We start from the raw sequence: 17,026 nt of genomic DNA on the forward strand, positions 1-17,026 counted from the left end.
TCCTTCAGACGACCGCGGCATTCACCGCATGAGGCCGCCAGAAGAGATGGCGTAATATTTTAATTAAGCGCGTAATTTAACGTCGATAGCGTCCTGCGCACGACCGCTGGCGCGCGGCGCGTCATGCGTGTGCTGGCGACCAGACACATCCAGAACTTCCTGGTTATTCACCAGCTCGCCTAAGGTAATATTGTTGAGAAAACCGGTCAGGCGATCGCTTAAATCACGCCACAGCGCATGGGTCAGGCATTTATCGCCGCCCTGGCAGCCGCCTTTGCCCTGGCAACGGGTCGCGTCAACGGATTCATCAACCGCGCTGATCACTTCGCCGACCGCGATACTGCCAGCATCTTTACCCAGCAGATAGCCGCCGCCTGGCCCGCGTACGCTGGAAACCAGACCGTTTTTACGTAAACGGGAAAATAGCTGTTCCAGATAAGAAAGGGAAATCCCCTGACGTTCAGAAATATCAGCCAACGGTACCGGGCCCGCTTCGGAGTTGAGCGCAACGTCTAACATTGCGGTCACGGCATAACGCCCTTTAGATGTCAGTCTCATGTCTTACTTAACCTCAAACTCGCCCCTGCCCGGGGTTTTTTATTGTAAAATGGGGGTATTGCATAGCAGGGACAAGTCTGACATTCCCGAGTAATTTGGTCAACTATTTACTTGAGTAAATTAGTCAGGTATTTAGCGTTCCGTGCGGTATTGATGTGCCGGATGGCGCGGTTACTTGCCTTTATTCTGCTGCTCAATAGACGCCAGAATCCCACGCAGAATATTCAACTCCTGGCTTTCCGGGCGGGCGCGGGTAAACAGACGGCGCAATTTATTCATCACCTGCCCCGGATGGTTTTCGCGAATAAAGCCAGTGGAGAGCAACGTTTGCTCCAGATGGCCGTAGAAACGTTCAAGATCGTCCACCAGCGGATACGGCGTCTCTTCATGATCTGCCGCGTCGCCGTTTTCCTGCGTCGCCAGCCAGGCCATACGGACTTCATACGCGATGACCTGTACCGCCATCGCCAGATTCAACGAGCTGTACTCCGGGTTAGCGGCAATCGCGACGTGATAATGGCATTTTTGCAACTCATCGTTAGTCAGCCCGACACGCTCACGACCAAAAACCAGCGCAACCGGCGTATTTGCCGCTTCCGCCACGCTTTTTAAGCCGCACTCGCGCGGATCAAGCATCGGCCACGGCAAAGTGCGGGAACGGGCGCTGGTGCCGACCACCAGGCTACAGCCAGCCAACGCTTCATCCAGCGTATCGACGATCTGCGCATTACCGATCACATCGCTGGCGCCTGCCGCCAGGGCGATGGCCTGGGAGTCCGGTTTCACCAGCGGGTTTACCAGCCACAGGTTAGTTAAGCCCATGGTTTTCATAGCGCGAGCCACAGAGCCCATATTGCCGGTGTGGGAGGTTTCCACCAGCACAATTCGAATGTTTTGCAGCATTGTCTTTCTTCAGCTAAAGATTATTCGGACATCTTACCATAAAACCAAGACAGATTCCGATCTCGCTGCTATACTCTGCGCCGTTTTCCCGTTCTTTAACATCCAGTGAGAGAGACCGATGCATCCGATGCTGACCATCGCCGTGCGCGCAGCGCGCAAGGCGGGTAATGTAATTGCCAAAAACTATGAAACTCCGGACGCTGTAGAAGCGAGCCAAAAAGGCAGTAACGATTTTGTGACCAACGTAGATAAGGCCGCTGAAGCGGTAATTATCGACACCATTCGCAAATCTTACCCGCAACACACTATTATCACCGAAGAAAGCGGTGAGCACGTTGGCACAGATCAGGATGTTCAATGGGTTATCGATCCGCTGGATGGCACCACCAACTTCATCAAACGTCTGCCACACTTCTCTGTTTCCATTGCTGTACGCATTAAAGGCCGTACTGAAGTGGCTGTCGTTTACGATCCGATGCGTAACGAACTGTTCACCGCCACCCGCGGTCAGGGCGCGCAACTGAACGGCTACCGTCTGCGCGGCAGTACCGCTCGCGATCTGGACGGCACTATCCTCGCTACCGGCTTCCCGTTCAAAGCCAAACAATACGCGACCACCTACATTAATATTATCGGCAAGCTGTTCACCGAATGCGCCGATTTCCGCCGCACCGGTTCCGCCGCGCTGGATCTGGCCTATGTGGCTGCAGGTCGTGTCGATGGTTTCTTTGAAATTGGCCTTCGTCCGTGGGATTTCGCTGCGGGCGAACTGCTGGTTCGTGAAGCGGGCGGTATCGTCAGCGATTTCACCGGCGGTCATAACTACATGATGACCGGTAATATCGTGGCGGGGAATCCGCGCGTCGTTAAAGCCATGCTGGCGAATATGCGCGACGAACTGAGCGATGCGCTGAAGCGCTAAGTCTCTTCGGCGGATGGGGCCACTCATCCGCCGTGCCTTTTCAGGCGTTTTTCCTAAACACAGCCTCATCGCTTTACTTGCCTGCATGTTTTTGTACGATCGCTCCCTGCTCCGCTATTGGCATAAAGCGGCAAGGAAGCGAACATGACCCTTCAACATACCCGACGCATCGTCAAATCCCTTTTTATTCTGTTTATCATTGTGGTCTGTATTTACCTGCTACCCCGCGTAGCGATCAATGCCTTTTATTACCCGGACAATAAAGTCTATGGGCCAACCCCTGCCGAAGCTGAATCCATTACCTTTACCGCCAAAGATGGCACGCATCTGCACGGCTGGTTTATTCCCACTGCTTTCGGCAGGCCGGAAAACGCCGTCGCGACGGTGATTCATGTCCATGGCAACGCCGGAAATATGTCGGCGCACTGGCCGTTAGTCAGTTGGCTGCCAGAACGCAACGTAAACCTGTTTATGTTTGATTACCGTGGTTTTGGCGAATCTGAGGGCACCCCATCACAAGAGGGGCTACAGGACGATACGAAAAGCGCGATAGATTATGTGCGGCATCGCGACGACGTTAATCCCGAGCGCCTGGTACTGCTGGGGCAGAGCCTGGGCGGCAATAATGTACTGGCCGCCGTAGGCCACTGCGTAGGCTGCGCAAATATGCGCTACGCCGACCAGGCGGGCATACGTGCGATTATCCTCGACTCAACGTTTTTATCCTATTCCTCCATCGCCAACCAGATGATCCCGGGCAGCGGCTATTTGCTTGATGACCGCTATAGCGCGGATCGCAATATCGCCAGCGTCAGCCCCATTCCGGTATTGATTCTTCATGGCACGGCAGACCATGTTATTCCCTGGCAGGACAGTGAGAAATTGTATGCCCTCGCCCAAGAGCCCAAACAAAAAATCTTCATTCCTGGCGGCGATCACATTGATGCTCTTTCCGGGCGTTATGAAAACCTTTACCGCGATGCAATGATTAATTTTATTCAGACCGCGCTATCCGCTAAATAGCGCGACGCTATATATATGCATATTTTATGACTAAGAATATATTTATTATACCGATAGTAAAAACCATTTTTTCCCGTTAGCGAAGGCGGTGGATTAGCGCTAGCGTAACAGTAATATTCAACTGATTTTTATAACAATTTATTTTCATTTGTTTTTCCTGAATATTACTGTGGAGTATGTGATGGCTATCAAAATTACGCCTGACGAGTTTAGTTTGCTTATCCAGCGATTAAACAAAAAATGGCGCGTGTTTGCCCCGTCCGCAGAGTTTCGCGGCGGACGTTTTTCCGACACTGACAACATTATTTATCAACGGATTAGCGGCTGGCGCGATCTCATCTGGCACGAGAAATCGCACATGTCGCCGAATACCATTATCGCCCCTATCACCGAAACGCTCTTTTATTTCGATAAAGACACCATTCAAATTGCCGAGACAGACACTTCCCCGATAATCATCTTTGCCCGCGCCTGCGACATTAACGCCATGTCGCGGCTGGATTATATGTATTTATCAAATGGGAATAATTCCGATTACAGTTATCAACTGCTACGGGAGCATATTCGTTTCGTCCTTATTGAGTGTGAAGAAAGCTTCGAAAATTGTTTCTGCGTCTCAATGGGTACTAATAAAACTGACTGTTATAGCGCCGCTATGCGTTTTAGCGATGAGGGCGCGCTTGTCAGCATCCGCGATCCCTTTATCGAGGCGGCGATACAAGGGCTGGGGCAGGAGGCTGACTATACCCCCTCTTTCGTCAGCGAAAACCGGGAAACCGTCGTCACGCCGGACAGCGTTTGCCGCGATCCGCAAAAAATTCGCGACATTCTCACCCGCCACCCGCTATGGGACGCCTACGACAGCCGCTGCATCAGTTGTGGCCGCTGCACTACCGGGTGCCCAACCTGTACCTGCTATAGCGTCTTTGACGTCGCCTATGATGAAAATCCGCAGCGCGGCGAACGCCGTCGCCAGTGGGCAAGCTGCATGGTGCCGGGCTTTAGCGACATGGCCGGCGGTCATGGTTTTCGCGAAAAACCCGGCGAGCGTCTGCGCTACCGCGCCCTGCATAAGGTCAATGACTACAAAGCGCGCAACGGCATTGAACATATGTGCGTCGGCTGCGGCCGCTGCGACGATCGCTGCCCGCAATACATCAAATTTTCTTTGATTATCAATAAAATGACCGCTGCCGTTCGGCAGGCGCTGGCAGAGGAGGCATAACGCATGTCACATTGTTCCTGTCATGATAAACCGCAGCACAGTTTGCTGCCTGCGGCGTACCGCATCCTCAGTATTACTCGCCACACGCCGCTGGAGTGGAATTTCCGCGTGGCCGTCGATTTTCCCGCGCACTGGGGGCAATTTGTTGAGGTGTCGCTGCCGCGCGTCGGCGAAGCACCCATCTCCGTTTCCGACTACGGCGACGGCTGGATAGATCTGCTGATCCGTAATGTCGGAAAAGTGACCAGCGCCCTCTTTACGCTGAAAGAAGGCGACAACGTGTGGCTACGCGGCTGCTATGGCAATGGCTATCCGGTCGATACGCTGCGCCATAAACCCTTACTGGTTGTCGCAGGCGGCACGGGCGTCGCGCCGGTGAAAGGCTTAATGCGCTATTTCGTTGAGAATCCCCAGGAAATTGGTCAACTGGATATGATTCTCGGCTATAAAAATCGCGATTGCGTGCTGTACAAAGAAGAAATGGCGACGTGGCACGGCAAACATAATCTGGTGCTCACGCTGGATGAAGGCGAGGCTGATGACCGTTACCAGATTGGCCGGGTGACAGATCGGCTTGCCGACATGACGCTTAGCGATATCGACACTATGCAGGCCATCGTCGTTGGGCCGCCAATAATGATTACCTTTACCGTAAAAATGCTGCTGCAAAAAGGGCTCAAGCCGGAGCAAATCTGGGTGGACTACGAACGCCGGATGGCCTGCTCCGTCGGGAAGTGCGGCCACTGCCGTATGGGCGAAGTGTATGTCTGCACCGACGGTCCGATATTTAACTACGCCGTCGCGCAACGTTTTGCCGATTAAGGAGAACATCATGAGCATTGATATTGATATCATTAAAGCCCGTGCGAAAAACGAATATCGCCTGTCAAAAGTGCGCGGCGAAGCCATGATCAGCGTCCGCATTCCCGGCGGTATTTTGCCCGCGCATTTGCTAACGGTGGCGCGTGACATCGCCGAAACCTGGGGCAACGGACAAATTCACCTCACTACCCGCCAGAAGCTGGCGATGCCGGGTATCCGTTACGAAGATATCGACAACGTGAACGCCGCGCTGGAGCCGTTTCTTCGCGAGATTGAAATAGAACTGTGCGACGTCCAGGTTGAGGATACCAAAGCGGGCTATCTCGCTATTGGCGGGCGAAATATTGTCGCCTGTCAGGGGAACCGCATTTGCCAGAAAGCCAACACTGACACGACCGGTCTGTCCCGTCGTCTTGAAAAACTGGTCTATCCCAGCCCTTATCATCTCAAAACGGTCATCGTCGGCTGCCCGAATGATTGCGCGAAGGCGTCAATGGCCGATCTGGGAATTATTGGCGTGGCGAAAATGCGCTTCACTGCCGATCGCTGTATCGGTTGCGGCGCCTGCGTGAAGGCCTGTAGTCACCACGCGGTAGGCTGCCTGGCGCTGAAGAACGGCAAAGCGGTCAAAGAAGAGTCCGCCTGTATCGGCTGCGGCGAGTGCGTGCTGGCCTGTCCGACGCTGGCCTGGCAACGTAAGCCGGATCAGCTCTGGCAAGTCCGTCTGGGCGGACGCACCAGTAAAAAGACGCCGCGCGTCGGCAAGCTCTTCCTCAACTGGGTGACTGAAGATGTGATAAAGCAGGTGATCGTTAACCTGTATGAATTTGAAAAAGAGATGCTCGGCGGAAAACCGATCTATCTCCATATGGGCCATCTGATCGACAAAGGCGGCTACCTGCGTTTTAAAGAACGGGTACTGCGCGGCGTTCAGCTCAATCCGGAAGCGATGGTCGCCGAACGCATTTACTGGGCCGAAGACGAATCCGTCGCGCGGATGCATCTCAAACCCGCCGGGCACTAATCAACCACGCCATGGCCGCAGCCCGCCCACAGGCTGCGGCACGCTAAACCACATGACCAGCGCCGCAACAAGCAGTATGACCCCTCCGGCCAGCGCCAGCGTTGACCAGCCTACCTGCCGCCATAACGCCGGCGCTTTGTTTCCACTGAGTTTCACCGCCAGAGCACGAAAAGTGTGTACCAGCAGCGCCAGCGAGGTAATCGTTAGCGAGGTTCCCGCCGCCATTGCCAGTACCGACGCCATTCCCCAGCTAAAAACGCCAATCACTTTACTGAATAACAGCACCATTATCGCGCCGGAACAGGGCCGCATCCCCATAGACAGTACGATCATGAGTCGCGCGCGCCAGTCATCGCCGCTATGCAATTGTTCCTGCGTCGGTAAATGCTGATGTCCGCAGCCGCATTTTTCATGGTGAACATGGCGCGGCGTAAAAGCGATAAAGGCAGGTTTACGTAGCAGCGCGCGTAACCTTTTTATGGCCCGCCAGCACAGCAAGATGCCCAGCCCGCCAACTAACGCATAGCTCCCCTTTTCCAGCCAGAAACCGCTCAGATGGAGCTGCCTGGCCGGAAGTTGCAATACGGTCAGCACGCCCACCACCAACCCGATAGCCACGAGCCCCTGTAATAACGCGGCGGCGAGGGTTAGCACGATACTTGATTTCAGCTTCGAAGGATGCGTCGCCAGCCATGTCGCGATCACCACTTTGCCGTGTCCCGGCCCCAGCGCATGAAGCACGCCATACATAAAACTCAGCAGAAGCAACGATCCGCCCGCCCGCTCGGGATGCGTCGCCACCGCGTTAAGCAGCGCGCTCAACTGCTGATTTACGTCCCGCCGCCAAAGAGCGCTTTTCAACATCACCTGCGGCCAGGCCTGCCACATCCACAGACCGCCAACCAGCATCAGTAGCAGGAATAACGCCAATGGCCACAGCGAGAGCCAGCGCCGCCCCGGAGCGCGTTGAGAAAAAATTACTGACATTGCAAGGTCACCGTTTGGGCAAACTGTTTACCTAAATCCATATCCTCCGGCGGCGCGTCCTCTTTATCCAGCGACTGGGCGAAACGTAGCGTCTCTTCGCCGGGCGCAGGAGTATAAACCTGAATCCGACACTTTTCGCGCAGCGGTTCCGGCATCGTGATATCGCTGTCCTGGTCATAATGCATATCGACATAATAAGAGGGATCAAACGTTGAAAAGGTATAAGTCTGACCGCTTAACGGCTGCGGTTCAGCCAGCGGCAGCGTAAAGGTCAATACCGCCTGATGCGCGTCACGCGTCATATCGTATTCTGTCGGCCTGTTTTTAAACTTCACTTTCGCGCCATTGCGCCACACTTCTGTAAAGTAGTGCTGCCCAAGTACGTTAGCCATCACTTCCGCCGCCAACTTTTTCCATATTTCTGACCCCGGCGCCGCGTTTCCGGCGTCATACAGCAGATCTGCGGACGTCAGCGCGTCCATTGTCCAGCGCATTTTTAACGCCACAAATTGCTCATTTTCACTGACCACCTGCGTTTGCAGACGGATGAAGCTGTGCGGATGCGCCGCCGCCACGAAAGATAAAACGGCAAGAAATAGTGTTAAGGCGCTGCGTTTCACTGACTTCATCTGTTCCTCGCGATAAAAATTCTGTGACGCTCCTCAGCATTCCTGGCCTAAAAGCACGCTTATCACATTTTTCACACGCAAACTTTAGCTATCCTTACCAGACAAACTAACGGGAGACCTGACAGATGATGCCGACAATTGCCCCACCATCTGTACTTTCCGCTCCCCAGCGCCGCTGTCAGGTATTGCTGACGCTTTTCCAGCCGGAGCCAATTGCCACGGTGGAAATCTTCAGCGCGCTTAATGGCGTTGATGATGATACTGCCCGTGAAGATATCACTGAGACAAGCCTGGAGATCCAGCGCTATCATCGCCTTGCCATCACAACATGCCAGAACGGTTGCTATCGGATCGAAGGTACAGCACTCGATCAGCGCCTTTGCCTTTTACACTGGCTCAGGCGCGGCCTGCGTTTATGCCCGACCTTCGTCACGCAACAGTTTACCCCGGCCTTAAAAAACGCGCTAAAGCAGCGCGGTATCGCGCGTCCGCTGTATGACGATATTAATCTGCACGCGCTCATCAATCTGTGCGCCCGTCGGTTGCAAAAACCATTTGAACATCGCGACGTGCAGTTCCTGCGTCTCTTTTTACAGTATTGTCTGCTACAACACCATGCCGGCATCACCCCGGAATTCAACCCTGTGCAGCAGATTTGGGCGCAGTCGTGCGCGGAATATCCACTCGCCCAGGAAATTGGTCGTCACTGGCAGCGCCACGTGATGCAGGCCGCACCGCTCAATGAAGCGCTGTTTATGGCGTTACTGTTTTCAATGATTCGCCTCCCCGACCCGATTCGCGACACGCATCAACGGGCACAACAACTGCGACTGGAGGTGGCGCGACTGGTGCTGCGCTTTCGAGAAAAAGGGAACGTACGCTTCAGCGACGAACAAGGGCTTAACGATCAGCTGTATGTCCATCTCGCCCAGGCGCTGAACCGAAGTTTATTCACGATTGGCATCGATAATACGCTTCCGGAAGAGTTCAACCGTCTTTATCCGCGTCTGGTTCGCACCACACGTGAGGCGCTCGCCGGGTTTGAAGCCGAATATGGTATCCACTTTTCCGAGGAAGAGACGGGGCTGGTGGCAGTGATTTTCGGCGCCTGGCTGATGCAGGATAACGATTTGCATGAGAGACAGATCGTATTGTTAGCGGATAAAAATGATGCGCTGGAGACGCATATTGAGCAGCAACTGCGTGAACTGACCCTGTTGCCGCTGAATATCAGACGGATATCGCTCCAGGCGTTTCAAAAAGAGGGATGCCCGCGCGGCGTAGCGCTGATTGTTACCCCTTACGCCACGCCGCTACCGCTCTTCTCACCGCCGTTAATTCATGCGGATCGCGCCCTCACAGAGCACCAACAGCAGCAGATCCGCAAGATCCTGGAATCATGACGCGGCAACCACTTTGGGCCGAAGAAAGATAGCGGGCAATGCCACCAGCGCCATAATCCAGAATACGCCGCCGCCCAGATGTTGATACAGAAAACCGGCAAATACTGTCATAATCGCGATGCTGCCGCCCATCGCCACAGCGGAATAGACGGCCTGCAAACGAATCACCTCGCTTCCCTGACGCGCAGCGATATAACGCATGGCGGCCAGATGGCAAACGGTAAACGTGCCACAGTGCAGGATTTGTATCACAATCAGCCACGGCAACGCCGTACTCCAGCCCATCAGTCCCCAGCGTACCATCCCACACACAGCGGAAAGCAATAGCAAGTCGCGGGCGCTAAACCGACGGAATAGCTTTTTACTCAGGGCGAAAATGATCACTTCCGCCACCACGCCCAACGACCATAAATAGCCGACCGCCGATGCTGAATAGCCAGCCCCCTGCCAGTAGATGGCGCTAAAACCATAGTAGGCGGCGTGCGCCCCTTGCAGCAAACAGACGCAGGCGAGAAAACGCCAACTTTGTGCCACCAGCGTACGCCAGGCGGGCCAGCCTGCGCTCTCCTGCTGACGGCTTTCCCCTTGCGGCGGCACGCTGGGACGTAACAACATACCCAGCAACATCGAGGCGACGCCGAGCGTCAGTAGCGCCAGAATCGCCTGGTAATCGTATAAACTCACCAGCTTACCGGTCAGCGCCGACCCTATCACGAAGGCGATAGACCCCCACAGCCGCACCCGACCATAGTCCAGGGTAATTTGCTTTTGCCAGGTATTGGCCAGCGCATCGGTCAGCGGCACCAGTGGTGAAAAGAAGAGGTTAAACCCAACCATCACCACCATTAGCCACGCGACATGCGTTCCTGCCCAAAATGCCAGCGCAAATACCAGCGTCAGCAATGCCAGTACGCGCAGCGCGGAGATCAACCGCGAAGGATCGCTTACGCGAGGCGCAATGAGCAGACTACCGAGAAAACGCGCGACCAGACCCACGCCCAGCAGAAGACCGATGGTTTCCGGCGTTAGCCCAAGACCTTTGAGCCAGACGCTCCAGAAGGGCAGAAAAATACCGTAACTAAAGAAGTAGGTGAAATAACTGAGCGCCAGCCAGCGCGTGGAATGCAATGCCATGATTCCCTCCCTTTTGGAGGCGATAGTCTGGCGGTAAACGGTTGCGCTGGCAAGGGTAACATAAGATTAACAAGCGGAGGGAGAAGTTCAAACGGCAACGCCGCCGGATAATGACTTCCGGCGGCGTCACGTTATGGCGCATAAGTAATGCCCGACAGACGCAGCGCCATCGGGCCATTTTCACAACATAAGCGCTTACGCGTAAACCGGGAAGCGGGCGCAGATATCCAGTACTTTCGCTTTCACGCGTTCAATGGTGGCTTCATCATTGATGTTGTCCAGCACGTCACACATCCAGCCAGCCAGCTCTTTCACTTCCGCTTCTTTGAAGCCGCGACGAGTAACCGCCGGGGAACCGATACGGATACCGGAGGTCACGAACGGGCTCTTCGGATCGTTCGGCACGCTGTTTTTGTTCACGGTGATGTTAGCACGGCCCAGCGCGGCGTCAGCTTCTTTACCGGTCAGGTTTTTATCCACCAGGTCCAGCAGGAACAGGTGGTTCTCAGTGCCGCCAGACACCACTTTGTAGCCGCGGTTCAGGAACACTTCTACCATCGCTTTGGCGTTTTTCGCCACCTGCTGCTGGTAAACTTTGAACTCCGGCTCCATCGCTTCTTTCAGTGCTACCGCTTTACCCGCGATCACGTGCATCAGCGGGCCGCCCTGCGCGCTTGGGAAGACGGCGGAGTTCAGTTTTTTATACAGCTCTTCATCGCCGCCCTTCGCCAGGATCAGGCCGCCGCGCGGACCCGCCAGGGTTTTGTGGGTGGTGGTGGTGACCACATGCGCATGGGGAACCGGGTTCGGGTAAACGCCTGCGGCAATCAGGCCCGCCACGTGCGCCATGTCGACAAACAGGTATGCGCCGATGCTGTCAGCGATTTCACGCATTTTTGCCCAGTCAACCACGCCGGAGTAGGCAGAGAAGCCACCGATAATCATCTTCGGCTTGTGCTCTTTGGCCAGCTTCGCCATCTCGTCATAGTCAATTTTACCGGACTCATCGATACCGTAAGGTACGATGTTGTACAGTTTACCGGAGAAGTTAACCGGGGAGCCGTGAGTCAGGTGACCACCCTGCGCCAGGTTCATACCCAGAACGGTATCGCCCGGCTGCAGCAGCGCGGTGTAAACAGCGAAGTTAGCCTGAGAACCGGAGTGCGGCTGCACGTTAGCGTAGTCAGCGCCGAACAGTTCTTTCGCGCGGTCGATAGCCAGCTGCTCTACGACATCAACGTATTCGCAACCGCCGTAGTAGCGCTTGCCCGGATAACCTTCAGCGTATTTGTTGGTCAGCTGAGACCCCTGCGCCTGCATCACGCGCGGGCTGGTGTAGTTTTCGGAGGCGATCAGTTCGATGTGCTCTTCCTGACGTACTTTTTCCTGCTCCATAGCCTGCCACAATTCGGCATCATAATCGGCAATGTTCATTTCACGCTTTAACATCCGCATCTCCTGACTCAGCTAACAATAAAATTTGTGCCTGAAAAGGCAGTCCGTGGGACTTCGGCCAACAGTATAACCGAATCATTCTTCGATAACAGGTCTTGACAAAGGTTTTTACGCAAACGATTACCTATGCGTCAGATAAGGGTTTCCTGAACGAGAGCCTGACGAATTTCAACGGATTTCTTTTCAGCTTTGTGATGCAGATTTTTCACGTTGTTACCTCCATAACGTAAAGCAGAGAAGATCCATTTACAATGCAAGGGTATTTTTATAAGATGCATTTGATATACATCATTAGATTTTCACATAAAGGAAGCACGTATGCTTGACGCACAAACCATCGCTACAGTAAAGGCCACCATTCCCCTGCTGGTTGAAACAGGACCGAAACTGACCGCCCACTTCTACGACCGTATGTTTACGCATAATCCGGAGCTCAAAGAAATCTTCAATATGAGCAACCAGCGTAACGGCGATCAGCGCGAAGCCCTGTTTAATGCTATCGCGGCCTACGCCAGCAATATCGAAAATTTACCGGCGTTGCTGCCGGCGGTAGAAAAAATCGCGCAGAAGCACACCAGCTTCCAGATTAAGCCGGAGCAGTACAACATCGTCGGGACGCATCTGCTGGCGACGCTGGACGAAATGTTCAACCCGGGCCAGGAGGTGCTGGACGCGTGGGGAAAAGCCTATGGCGTACTGGCTAACGTCTTTATTCATCGGGAAGCCGAGATTTATCACGAGAACGCCAGCAAAGACGGCGGCTGGGAAGGCACGCGCCCCTTCCGCATCGTTGCAAAAACCCCGCGTAGCGCACTGATCACCAGCTTTGAGTTTGAACCAGTCGACGGCGGTACGGTGGCGGAATACCGCCCCGGGCAGTATCTGGGGGTCTGGCTGAAGCCGGAAGGTTTTGCGCATCAGGAGATCCGCCAATATTCACTGACCCGTAAACCCGATGGCAAAGGGTACCGTATTGCCGTGAAGCGTGAAGACGGCGGCCAGGTATCAAACTGGTTACACCACCACGCCAGCGTGGGCGATGTGGTACATCTGGCTGCGCCGGCAGGTGACTTCTTTATGAATGTCGCCGCTGATACCCCCGTTTCGCTGATTTCCGCTGGCGTCGGCCAGACGCCGATGTTGGCGATGCTCGATACGCTGGCGAAAGAACAGCATACCGCGCAGGTGAACTGGTTCCATGCGGCGGAGAACGGCGACGTTCATGCGTTTGCCGACGAAGTAAGCGAGCTGGGCCGTACACTGCCGCGTTTCACTGCCCATACCTGGTACCGCGAACCGACCGAGGCCGATCGCGCCCAACGCGTCTTTGACAGCGAAGGGCTGATGGATTTAAGCAAACTGGAAGCCGCAATCAGCGATCCGGCAATGCAGTTCTATCTTTGCGGCCCGGTAGGCTTTATGCAGTTTGCCGCAAAACAACTGGTTTCCCTTGGCGTGAATAACGAAAACATTCATTACGAATGCTTCGGCCCGCATAAAGTGCTGTAATTGCAAGAAATCCGCTGAAAAAACGGGCGTTATCGTTAAGGCGAACGCCCGTTTCCCTCCCCGTTCTCCTGCTTATTGCGCTGCTTTTTATGCCTTTCTTTTACAAAAAAGGGGAATAAAAAAAGTCTGTGCAAATCGTGTTATTATTAACGTTTGACTTAGCTCGTTAGGGCATCTTTTTATGCAGCAACCTGTTGTACGCATTGGAGAGTGGCTGGTTACACCTTCTGTTAATCAGATCAGTCGTCAGGGACGCCAGATTACTCTTGAACCACGGCTGATCGATCTTCTGATGTATTTTGCGCATCATCCGGATGAAGTGTTAAGCCGGGATAACATTATTGATCATGTCTGGATGCGCACCATCGTGACCAACCATGTTGTCACCCAAAGCATTTCTGAACTACGCAAATCATTAAGAGATGGCGGAGACAGCAATGCTGAATACATCGTTACCGTACCTAAACGCGGCTATAAGCTGACGGCGCCGGTTATCTGGTGCGAAGAAAATAGCGATGAGATCGATAATTCATCAACGTCGCCGCCGCCGCCGCCGATCGCAGCAACGAATGCAGAACCGGCAGAGGGGGCTACTGCCGCTACGCCTGTGCCGCCCGCCTCTTTGCAAACGCCGACTAAAAAGGCGAAAAAGCCGCGTATCGCCGCTTTCTGGACGTGGGTAATGTTCCTACTCTCGCTGGCGACGCTGGTGGTGTTTATCGTGATGTCGGTGGTAGATCATAATGCCGCGGTAACAAAAACGCGGTTATTACTTAACCCACGAGATATAGATGTTCGTTTTGAAGGCGGCAATTCCTGTAATAACTGGGTCTCGCAGGAGTCCTACGCCATCGGTCTGGGCGGCTTAATCACCGACCTGCTGAACACCTACTCGACCTTTATGGTGCACGATAAAACTAATTACCGGGTCAATGAGCCAAGCAGCTCCGGTAAGACGTTAACCATTCAGTTTGTCAATCAGCGCCACTATCGGGCGCAGCAGTGCTTTATGTCTGTGGTGCTCATTGATAACGCCGATGGTTCAACCATGCTGGATAAGCGTTATTTCGTCACCAATACTAACCAGTTGTCCATCCAGGATGATCTGTTTAATAGCCTGTCTTTCGTTTTAACACAGCCCTGGCCTAATCGTATGCGAGAACAACTGGCCCTGTTCAGAACGCCGCAAAATACCGCGCTGATGCGTTTTTATGAGGCGCGCCAGCTTATTCTGAGCGGCGATGCGCAGGCGCTAGGTAAAGCCAGCGATATTCTGAATGGCATTATTAAGGAAACGCCTGATTTCAACTATGCCTATGAATATAAAGTGCTGGTAGATGTATTACGGCAATCACAGCAGCCGTTTGATAAAGAACAAGTGGCCGCACTGAACGAAGAGTTTAAAAAAATAGATCAAATTCCGGGCGTTGAGAAAACGTCTGTTTATTATAAAATCAAGACCGTCGATCTGTTAGGCAAAGGTGATATCGATGCAGCGTATGAGGAAATCAATAAAAGCATCGAGCTTGAAATGTCGTGGTTTAACTATGTCCTGTTGGGGAAAGTTTACGAAATGAAAGGTGAGAATCGTCTGGCCGCTGATGCCTATCTGACCGCCTTTAATTTACGTCCAGGTGAAAACACGCTGTACTGGATTGAAAATGGCGTATTTCAGACATCCGTTCAGAAAATTGTCCCTTATCTGAATAGTTTTCTGGCAGAAGATTAAATTTAACGCTGAACCATGACAAATAAAAGCGAAAAGATATTAAATTTTTCGCTTTTATTTTGTGAAAAACATGTTACCAAAAATAACTTATGTTAATTTTGGCAACATATTTACTGCAAAGAAATGTAAATATAACTCCTTGTAATTAAACGATGTTTATCCTTTCATGATATTTTTCATGATATTTATATGTTAATTCAAAAAAATCAATCTATCAGTTTTTTCATGTTTGTGTTTATTTCACTTTTTCTTTAGGACTTATCTCAACCCATTCGTTAATCTTGTCGACAGTTGAACGGGCACGCAGCATATATGAAGCATAAGCCCGGTTCTTAAAAATACAGCTCAGGAGAAATGAACATGAGTTCTGTCAAAAAGATCGGGCTATTTGCCTGTACTGGCGTCGTTGCCGGTAATATGATGGGGAGCGGGATTGCATTATTACCCGCCAACCTTGCCAGTATTGGTGGCATTGCCATCTGGGGCTGGGTAATTTCTATTATTGGGGCAATGTCGCTGGCTTATGTTTATGCGAGGCTGGCAACCAAAAACCCTCAACAGGGTGGCCCTATCGCTTATGCTGGGGAAATATCTCCGGCGTTTGGTTTCCAGACCGGCGTTCTTTATTATCACGCAAACTGGATTGGTAACTTAGCCATCGGCATTACCGCTGTTTCTTATCTTTCTACGTTCTTCCCGGCATTAAATAATCCAATACCGGCAGGTATTGCCTGTATTGCTATCGTCTGGCTGTTCACCTTTATTAATATGCTGGGCGGGGCCTGGGTCAGCCGCTTGACAACGATTGGCCTATTTCTGGTGCTGATCCCGGTAGTCTTGACCGCAGTCGCCGGCTGGCATTGGTTCGATATCGCGACCTATCACGCGAACTGGAACACGTCCACGACGACCGACTCTCACGCCATTGTTAAAAGTATTCTGCTCTGCCTGTGGGCGTTCGTTGGCGTTGAGTCTGCCGCCGTCAGCACCGGCATGGTGAAAAATCCGAAACGCACCGTACCGCTGGCAACCATGCTGGGTACCGCGCTGGCAGGCATCATCTATATCGCCGCGACTCAGGTTATCGCCGGGATGTTCCCAGCTTCCGTTATGGCCTCTTCCGGCGCGCCGTTCGCTATCAGTACCTCCACGATTCTGGGTGGCTGGGCTGCGCCGCTGGTTTCCGCCTTTACCGCTTTCGCCTGCCTGACGTCTCTGGGCTCCTGGATGATGCTGGTCGGCCAGGCTGGGGTTCGCGCCGCCAACGACGGCAACTTCCCGAAAATTTACGGTGAAATGGATAAAAACGGTATTCCGAAAAAAGGTCTGCTGTTGGCTGCGGTGAAAATGACGGCGCTGATGATTCTGATCACCATCATGAACTCCAGCGGCGGTAAAGCGTCCGACCTGTTCGGCGAACTGACCGGGATTGCCGTACTGCTTACCATGCTGCCGTACTTCTACTCCTGTGTTGACCTGATTCGCTTCGAAGGGTTCAACATCCGTAACTCGGTAAGCCTGATTTGTTCTGTACTGGGCTGCGCATTTTGCTTCATCGCACTGATGGGCGCCAGCTCGTTCGAACTCTCCGGCACCTTTATCGTCAGTCTGATCATCCTGATGTTCTACGGTCGCAAAATGCACCAGCGCCAGAACAACGACAGCGACAACAATACGGCTGAAGCGCTTTAACCGCTAACTCC

Annotated in this window: 15 protein-coding genes; 9 read left to right on the forward strand and 6 right to left on the reverse strand. The window is 53.1% G+C overall.

The window, feature by feature from the left end; translation table 11 throughout:
- Nucleotides 1-63 precede the first annotated feature (63 nt).
- Entirely contained in the window at nucleotides 64-558 is a 495-nt protein-coding gene (iscR, locus tag NA624_RS18830; RefSeq protein WP_001241346.1) for a Fe-S cluster assembly transcriptional regulator IscR, read from the reverse strand.
- A gap of 171 nt (nucleotides 559-729) precedes the next feature.
- Nucleotides 730-1,461, reverse strand: a complete 732-nt coding sequence (gene trmJ, locus NA624_RS18835) for a tRNA (cytosine(32)/uridine(32)-2'-O)-methyltransferase TrmJ (protein WP_000940032.1) — start codon at nucleotides 1,459-1,461, stop codon at nucleotides 730-732.
- Nucleotides 1,462-1,579: 118 nt separating this feature from the next.
- On the opposite strand from trmJ, the gene suhB reads away from it, so the two are divergent.
- The 5 genes from suhB to asrC all read left to right on the forward strand — a co-directional run bounded on the left by suhB (nucleotide 1,580) and on the right by asrC (nucleotide 6,477).
- Nucleotides 1,580-2,383 carry an inositol-1-monophosphatase gene (gene suhB, locus NA624_RS18840; RefSeq protein WP_000553473.1) on the forward strand — a complete coding sequence of 268 codons (804 nt, stop codon included), beginning with the start codon at nucleotides 1,580-1,582 and terminating at the stop codon, nucleotides 2,381-2,383.
- Nucleotides 2,384-2,527: 144 nt separating this feature from the next.
- Nucleotides 2,528-3,406, forward strand: coding sequence for an alpha/beta hydrolase (locus NA624_RS18845; RefSeq protein WP_000174950.1), 879 nt, complete (start codon nucleotides 2,528-2,530; stop codon nucleotides 3,404-3,406).
- Between the two features lie 181 nt (nucleotides 3,407-3,587).
- A complete protein-coding gene (gene asrA, locus NA624_RS18850) occupies nucleotides 3,588-4,631 on the forward strand; it encodes an anaerobic sulfite reductase subunit AsrA (protein WP_000985209.1) in 1,044 nt (347 codons plus the stop codon).
- Nucleotides 4,632-4,634: 3 nt separating this feature from the next.
- Complete coding sequence (gene asrB / locus NA624_RS18855) at nucleotides 4,635-5,453, forward strand: anaerobic sulfite reductase subunit AsrB (protein WP_000017585.1); 819 nt, start codon at nucleotides 4,635-4,637, stop codon at nucleotides 5,451-5,453.
- 10 nt (nucleotides 5,454-5,463) lie between these two features.
- Complete coding sequence (asrC, locus tag NA624_RS18860) at nucleotides 5,464-6,477, forward strand: sulfite reductase subunit C (RefSeq protein ID WP_000020685.1); 1,014 nt, start codon at nucleotides 5,464-5,466, stop codon at nucleotides 6,475-6,477.
- On the opposite strand, the gene NA624_RS18865 is transcribed toward asrC, so the two are convergent.
- Both NA624_RS18865 and NA624_RS18870 read right to left on the reverse strand, forming a co-directional pair.
- Nucleotides 6,478-7,464: a nickel/cobalt transporter gene (locus NA624_RS18865; protein WP_000111007.1), complete on the reverse strand. Its 987-nt coding sequence runs from the start codon at nucleotides 7,462-7,464 to the stop codon at nucleotides 6,478-6,480. It abuts the gene before it with no gap.
- On the reverse strand, nucleotides 7,455-8,093 hold the full coding sequence (locus NA624_RS18870) for a DUF1007 family protein (protein WP_000843761.1): 639 nt from the start codon (nucleotides 8,091-8,093) through the stop codon (nucleotides 7,455-7,457). The genes NA624_RS18865 and NA624_RS18870 overlap by 10 nt, the downstream gene beginning before the upstream one ends.
- Before the next feature lie 125 nt (nucleotides 8,094-8,218).
- On the opposite strand from NA624_RS18870, the gene csiE reads away from it, so the two are divergent.
- Complete coding sequence (gene csiE / locus NA624_RS18875) at nucleotides 8,219-9,496, forward strand: stationary phase inducible protein CsiE (protein WP_000982961.1); 1,278 nt, start codon at nucleotides 8,219-8,221, stop codon at nucleotides 9,494-9,496.
- Here the strand turns inward: csiE and NA624_RS18880 are convergent.
- Both NA624_RS18880 and glyA read right to left on the reverse strand, forming a co-directional pair.
- Complete coding sequence (locus tag NA624_RS18880; RefSeq protein ID WP_001173727.1) at nucleotides 9,491-10,630, reverse strand: 3-phenylpropionate MFS transporter; 1,140 nt, start codon at nucleotides 10,628-10,630, stop codon at nucleotides 9,491-9,493. The genes csiE and NA624_RS18880 overlap by 6 nt on opposite strands.
- A 195-nt stretch (nucleotides 10,631-10,825) precedes the next feature.
- Nucleotides 10,826-12,079, reverse strand: coding sequence for a serine hydroxymethyltransferase (glyA, locus tag NA624_RS18885; protein WP_000919178.1), 1,254 nt, complete (start codon nucleotides 12,077-12,079; stop codon nucleotides 10,826-10,828).
- A gap of 324 nt (nucleotides 12,080-12,403) precedes the next feature.
- Between glyA and hmpA the strand changes: the two genes are divergently transcribed.
- The 3 genes from hmpA to cadB all read left to right on the forward strand — a co-directional run bounded on the left by hmpA (nucleotide 12,404) and on the right by cadB (nucleotide 17,015).
- Nucleotides 12,404-13,594 carry an NO-inducible flavohemoprotein gene (gene hmpA, locus NA624_RS18890; RefSeq protein WP_000883147.1) on the forward strand — a complete coding sequence of 397 codons (1,191 nt, stop codon included), beginning with the start codon at nucleotides 12,404-12,406 and terminating at the stop codon, nucleotides 13,592-13,594.
- A gap of 181 nt (nucleotides 13,595-13,775) precedes the next feature.
- Entirely contained in the window at nucleotides 13,776-15,323 is a 1,548-nt protein-coding gene (gene cadC / locus NA624_RS18895) for a lysine decarboxylation/transport transcriptional activator CadC (RefSeq protein WP_001187155.1), read from the forward strand.
- Between the two features lie 360 nt (nucleotides 15,324-15,683).
- Entirely contained in the window at nucleotides 15,684-17,015 is a 1,332-nt protein-coding gene (gene cadB / locus NA624_RS18900) for a cadaverine/lysine antiporter (RefSeq protein WP_000100008.1), read from the forward strand.
- Nucleotides 17,016-17,026 lie beyond the last annotated feature (11 nt).

The sequence above is a fragment of the Salmonella sp. NW38 genome, from assembly GCF_051807745.1.
In the GTDB taxonomy this organism is placed as follows: domain Bacteria; phylum Pseudomonadota; class Gammaproteobacteria; order Enterobacterales; family Enterobacteriaceae; genus Salmonella; species Salmonella enterica.